Source organism: Amycolatopsis anabasis (genome assembly GCF_009765355.1).
GTDB lineage: Bacteria > Actinomycetota > Actinomycetes > Mycobacteriales > Pseudonocardiaceae > Amycolatopsis > Amycolatopsis anabasis.
The window spans coordinates 1-6905 of the sequence record NZ_VTHK01000123.1; the positions used below are offsets into that span (position 1 = coordinate 1).

Annotated in this window: 2 protein-coding genes; both read left to right on the forward strand. The window is 70.5% G+C overall.

What is annotated here, in order from left to right:
* Positions 1 to 470: 470 nt before the first annotated feature.
* A complete protein-coding gene (locus FXO23_RS50025) occupies positions 471 to 6104 on the forward strand; it encodes an outer membrane protein assembly factor BamB family protein (RefSeq protein ID WP_158896194.1) in 5634 nt (1877 codons plus the stop codon).
* A gap of 298 nt (positions 6105 to 6402) precedes the next feature.
* Positions 6403 to 6765: a hypothetical protein gene (locus FXO23_RS50030; RefSeq protein ID WP_158896196.1), complete on the forward strand. Its 363-nt coding sequence runs from the start codon at positions 6403 to 6405 to the stop codon at positions 6763 to 6765.
* Positions 6766 to 6905 lie beyond the last annotated feature (140 nt).

Consider the following 6905-nt stretch of genomic DNA (forward strand, 5'->3'; position numbering starts at 1 on the left):
CCAGCGGTCAACCCTCGGCGGACGAAGGTGAAGGCACTCCCCTCTTCGTCATGTCCAAGTAGGACGGACACTGGCGTCTGGTCGCCTGCCAGAACACCGGTATGGTCGACCCATAACCGTCAGCTAGCGGTTACGGAATCGTCGATCCTACTACCGGAACGCGCGCGAGAACGACCTCCTCACGGCATGAGCGGAAGTTCGCTCTGGCAACTCGTGTCTCCGCTGCGGAGCGTCGTATCTTCCGTTCGTTGCCCGGGCACATCACTTTCCGGTGATCCGGGAGAAGAACTCAAGGGCGCGGCCGAACAACGTTCGTCCCGTGCTGCATTCACCCAGCGCGCTGACCAGTGCGACCAGGAACCAGATCCAAAAGACCGCCCGATCGGGCTGATTTGTGGGCGATTTTCCCGCCTGGTGTGTTTCGTGTTCGGGTATGCCACCCGGTTTACCTTCGCGCGAAGCTTCGGGCCATGACGCGGTTGGACACGGTGATCAGCCGGGAGCACCCGGTGCTGAGCTGCGCGAAGGCATGGCTGAGTGTCGGCAGGGACGGGCGCGTGTACCTGACCGGTTGGCTGGAGACCCCGTTGGGCCGGTCCGACGACGTGCTCGGCATGACCGTCGACGGCGGCCTGCGGCGCGGCGTGGCGAGCCCCATCGGCCGCAACACGGTGCTCGGGTACGTCACCGCGAACTCGGCCGGTTACCTGGCACGGGCCGAGACGCACGCCGAGCCGGGCGTCACCGTGATCGATCGGCGTGACGAGGAGGTGCTCCAGTGGCGCCGGTCCCGCACCGAGGGCCATCTCGACGCGTCCGCCCGGGTGGAGGCCGGGGAAAGTGGCCGGATCTACGTCCTGGCCCAGTACGGTGTGGTCTCCCCCGGTTCGACCGCGCCGCACGTCGTCGATCTCGGCGATCCCGCTTCCCCGGCGGAGCCGGTGTTACACCCGCTTCCGTTCACTCCGGACAAGGCGTCAGTGCTGGACTTCCGGATCAGCGATGCCGGCGGCGAACCGGTGTTCTTCGTGCTGTACAAGGCTTCTTCCGATGGGGTCACGCGGCTGGCCAAGGTTCGCGCGGGTGGTCAGGTGGTGTGGGACCGGTCGGACGGCCATCTCCGGACGCTGGTGCCGCACGAGAGCGGCGGGTTCGATCTCGGTGCCGACGGCCGGGTGTACCTGGTGACTCGGCTCGGCGACCGGCTGCTGCGATACCCCGACAACGGCACCGGCGCACCGGACGAGTTGCCCTTCGGCGCCGACCGTCCACTCCCGACGGATACCGCCCCCTACCGGGAACTGCGTATCTGGCAACAACAAGTCGTCCTGCAACGCAGGCAGGACCGCGAGCTGTACTCGGTGTTCGCGCTTCCGGCGCCTGGCTCGGCGCAGGTCGCCTTCCAGCGGTCCGTGTGGTCCCGTCACGACTTCCTCAGCGCGGAGATCCCCGAGGACCGGCCGTGGGAGGCGGGCACCAGCGTGCCTGTGACGGTGAGCATCGGTCGCTCGGACGGCGGCGAGCCACACCGCCTGCCCGCGCCGACGTGGCGGGCCTGGGGCCGTTCACCGGGCGCCCAGGACCACCGTGAATTCACCGTGACGCCGGACCAGGCCGATCCGACTCGGCTGCTGATCGGGGTTCCCGGTGACGTGAGCGGGCTGGTCCAGTTCTCGCTGTCCCCCGACACGGCGCCGTACCGGGTCGGGAGGACACCGGCGTTCCGGGTGCGCCGGGTGGTGGAGGTCCGGCCGCGCGGGGCCACCGGCTCGGTGAGCCTGGGCACCCGCGGCAGATCCCTTTACCGGTACGGCAACGGAACGATCCGGGACTGGGTGCTGAACCGGACCCGGTATGCCGCCGGTGAGCCGATCGAGCTGTCGGTCTCCGTCCGCCAGGACCCGCCCGCGGTGAAGCAGTTGGTGCTGCGGCTGGACGACGTGTCCGGGTCTGCGCCGCGGACCGTGGCCACCAGCCAGGTCACCGTCCCGGCCGGAGCGCCGTTGACGGTGACCGTGCCCGCGGCGGTGACCGGTCTGTTGAAGCCGGGGCGCTACCTGCTCACCGCCGACACGCCGGGTTTCGCCGTCGCGGCCCAGCCGATCGAGCTCGGGCCGGGCCGGGTGAGCGGCGGTCACCGCCGGGTGTGGTTCGCCGATCTCACCGCGCAGTTGTACCCGGGTGAGCTCGGCGCCTCCAACGCGCTGATCAAGTCCGAGCACCTCGACATCGCCGATGTGGTGGCCACCCATCTGGACCGGGTGCGGCGGCTGGGCTGGACGATCGTGGTGGACCGGCTCGGCATCCTGCATCGGGGCGGAATCGCGGTGCTGGAATGGGACCAGGTCGTCGGTTTGGACGTGCTCGTGCGCCGGCTGACCGTCGACCGGAAAGCGATCGACCCGGCCAAGGTGATCACCCTCAGCCCGCTGCTGGACACGGTTACCGGGCTGGGTGCGCTCGGGGTCGAGCAGCGCGGTGTGCTGCTCATCAACGACACGTACCTGCCGATGCGGGAAATGATCCTGCTACCGGAGTACTACAAGATCTTCACCACCGAGGCCCGCTCGCCGGTCACCCGGTACCACGACCTGCTGGAGATGAGCAGCGTCCTGATGCGGTACCACGGGTTCGGCGGCTGGCAGTGGGGCGCGAACTGGTGGACCTGGCAGCAATCCCCCGACGTGGTCGCGAAGATGCCGGAAACCGGTGGGGCGGCCTTCGCGGCCGCGCTGAAGACCTGCCGGGACAAGGGCACCTGGTCCCCGCTGCTGGGCATGATGGCCGCCGACGGCACCAACCACGCGACGGACGCCCAGCGGCGGCTGCGGGAGATCCTGCGCGTCGGTGTCGGCGCGGAGGCCGATCGGCTGGTCACCTCGGCGGCCGGGCCGTTCTACCAGATCAACGTCTACCCGCCGGACTCCTACCGCGAGGTGGACGAGGTCGACCTGCAGGCGCAGTGGGAGCAGTTCCCGCTGTTCCTGCACACCGCGTTCGCGATCGACTACCACACCCGGCCGGGCAAGCCGAGCACGTTGCATCCGCAGAACAACAACGACAGCGGTACCGGGGACCAGACTTTCGGGCAGGCTTTCGCCGCCCTGCTGCGGGGTTCCGACACGAGTGGCCACGCCGAACTGGTGCCCACCTTCCGGGAACCCCATGTCGATCCCCGTGACGACGTGAGCGCGTCGTTCTCGGTGCTGCGGGTGCTCAGCGAGGTCCTGCACGAGTACGGCGGCTGGGTACGCCGGTTCGACGGCGACGATCCGGTGGCGATCCTGCTCTCCCGGCGACAGTTCGCGGTCCAGAGCTGGACGAAGAACCTGCCCGAGCATCTGGCGCGCGTCTTCGAGGCGTATCTCTCCTGCCTGTACGCGCAGGTCCCGGCGAGCGTGGTGTTCGTCGAGGACCTCGACCTGCCCGGCACGCGCCCGATCACCGACTACGCCGCGGTGCTGCTGGTGCACGAGCGGACCGAGTTCGGTGCGGACATGGTGGCGGCGCTGGGGCGGCTCACCGCGGCCGGCACACCGGTTTTCCACGACGGCACCTCGAGGGACACCCCGCCGGAACTCGACGTGGTGCGGAAGCTGGGCAGCAAACCGCTCGGCGTGGCGTTCGACAAGGAGACCGCGCTCAACCGGCACGGCGGCAGTGACGGCTCCTACCGGATCTGGCGGCGGTTCGCGCTGGAGCACCGGCCCGCGCTGCGCTCCGCGTTGGGTGGCGCCGCCGGACGGGTCGGTTGCGCCGATCCCGACGTGCTGCTGAGCGAGAGAAAGTTCGGCGCGGCCCGGGTCGTGCTGGCGCTCAACAACTCCCTGTTCGACGTCGATCCCGCGGTGCTGCGGCGCGCGGCCCCGGTCACCGCCATCACCCCGCCGGCGGCGGAAATCGCGTTGACCCTGCCTCCGGCCCACCGCGGCCTGCATGGATACGACGTCCTCGCCGCGCGGCCCGTCAGCACCCAGAACGGCACGATGACCGCCGACTTCCGGCACTGGCCGATCGCCATCCTTGCGCTTTTGCCGGAACCGATCGACGGCGTCAAGGTGGACGCGGTCGTCGTCGGCAACAACCGGCTCCGGTGGTCGGCGGAGGTGGTGACCGTCGGCGGCGCCACCATCGACACACCGGTGCCGGTGCGGGTCCGCATCCTCGACGAGGGCAACGCGGTGCTGTGGGAACAGCACACCGAATCCCCGGCGCGGGGCGAATTCGAGGCCCCCGCACAGGTCCGGGGCCAGGTTCGGGTGGAGACGGTCGAACTGCTCGCCGGGCACCAGGCCACCGACACCGCCGGGGTCACCACCGTGCCGCTGCCGCTCGACCTGCTCACCGGCCCGCGGCCGGGCGGCTCTGCTCCCCCGGGCCCCGCCGAGACATCCGGTGACAGTGCGGCCGCGGCGGAGTGGCGACCGGCCGCATCCCGGCTCGGCGCCCGGGTACGCGGCCTCGCGTTGTCCGGAAACCTCGCGGTGTTCGCCACCGCCAACTGGGACGCCAACCTGTATGCGCTGGACCTCGGGACCGGGCAGCAGCGGTGGCAGGCCAGGATCGGCCAGCACTTCACCTTCGACCCGGAAGCGGTGTCCGGTGCGATCGCGGTACGGGGCACCGCACTCGACGCGCCGAGCGGCCACGGCCTGTACCTGGTCGACCCGGCCACCGGCGTGCCGCAGCGCCGGTTCGACCTGCACGGCACCCAGCCCCGCTGGGGACACCGGATCACCCCCAGGATCAACGATGGGCGTCCACCGGCCTTCGCGGTCCCGCCGAGCGGCTCGTGGGTCGCCACGGCCGGAAACCAGGGCATCGCGGTGTGGAAACGCGACGGGACCCCGTTGTGGCACGTCGACTGGTGGCAGCAGGCCACGCCACGGGAGCGTCCCGGCACGGCCGCCGACGCCTTCCTCGTCGCGGTGAACGAGGACACGCTGCTGGTGATCGCGCGCGATCAGGTCACCAGTTACCGGGTGAGCACCGGCGGGCAGCACTGGAGCCGCACCCTGCTGGGACCGGTGACCACGATCGAGGGCAGGGCGACCGCGGCCGCGGTCGGTCCGGACGGTCGCGTCTGCGCGCTGGCCACCACCCACGACGGCGGCATGCTGGTGCTGCTGGACGTCACGACCGGGAATGTCGTCAGCGTGCTTCCGGGGCCAGTACACGAACTGGCGTGGGCGCCCGACGGCCGCACACTGGTCACGCTGCACGACAGCCGGATCGAACTGTGCCGCGTCCGGCCGGACGGATGGGCGCTGGACCGGTCCTTCCCCGGCGGCGACGTGCTGCACAACCTGGCGGTGGCCGCGGACGGGCGGATCGCCTGCGGCGACGAACAGGGACGCGTGGTCGTGCTCGACGCGAACGCGAATCCGTTGTGGAGTACCGATGTCGAGGCACTCCCGGCGCCGCAGTGGCTGCCCGGGGGCGATCTGCTCGTGGCGACCCGGCTGGGCCAGGTAAGCCGCCGCACCGGCGCCTCGTTCCAGCCGGTCTGGTCCGCGGTGCTGAAGTCGTCGGCGGCGGACGTACGCGGCCGGTTGCTCGCACCGGAGGAACGGCCGGTCAGCCGGATCACCGGATCCGGCAACGGCCAGCCGCCGGCGGATCCGCCACCGGCCAATGTGCTCACCCGGAGCCTGGTCCGGACGCTGACCTTCAAGGTGGAAACCCACCAGGACCCGGTCCGGGTCGACATCGACGCGGTACTCGCGCCACGCCCGGTCCCCCCGGTCGAACCGTGGCTCACCGACTTCTCCGTCGACTTCGCCGCCCAGGGCTTCCCGGCGGCATACCTGCTGCTGGAAACCACCACGGCGGTGACCTTCGACAGCCTCACCCTGCACGACGACCCAGCACATCCGGAGTCCTGGCTGCGAGATCTCCGACTCGAGGTGCGCCACGGCCCGGCCGGCGTGTGGCGACAGGTCGCACGGCTGGTATCCGACCTGCCCAGCCGGACCTACCGCGGGCTGCACCACCCGGACGACCCGGCGAAACCGGTCACCGCGGCTCAACTCCGGCTGGTCGCCCCGCCCGGTGTGTGGGGCAACATCCGGCTCGCGGGCCTCGCGCTGCACCTGCTCGGCTGAGCTTGTTCCCCCGGGCGAAAAGGATACCGACCACGCACCCGGATCAGGGCATCACCGCCGGGGTCGCCCACTCATGCCCCGCCACCCCCTCTGGCTTCGGGCCAGACATTGGTACAGGTCGCCGCGACGTGGACGGGCCCGGCCAAGCCGGAGAATTGAGCTGTCCTGCCGCGGCACGCCAAGATCCGGGGGCCCCCGCCGAAGCGGTGAACCGCGCTCTGGCCCAGGACCGCACACCCCACCCGATCGCGCGTAGCCATGACCTGGATCACACCCGGTCACGCTAGGCTCACCGGTTATGGGTGAGGGGGACTTTCAGGACCTGCTAGCCGCAGGCATCACCGCCGCCGAACGCGCGGCCGACCACTGGCAGGCCGAGGGCGATCGCTGGGCCACCTACGACTTCTCCGCCAACCTGCCCGAGCTGCCCAACCTCGCCGAAGGCCGCGCCCGCGGCACCGCCACCCGCCCGGTCACCGACACCGACCTGGCCGCCCTGCACACCGATCTGCAGTCCGCGGCCAACCGCGCCTACGCGATCGCCGGACACTACCGACGTCACCTGGCCGAAATGATGCGGCTCGCCCGCGAATACTTCGGCGCCGACTGGCCACAGACGCTGGGCATCACCCTCACCACGGCAGCCGACCACGGCGACTAGCACCAGCGCGACACGCTGCCCGCAGGGCTTGATGGCCCGGACGCGCGGTTCGGCGACTCCTGGGAAAGCAGCCGTCCGCGTCGGCTAGGGGCTCGGAGACGGAAGCGGTTCAAGCACGTCGTTTGCGGGTCGAAACAGAG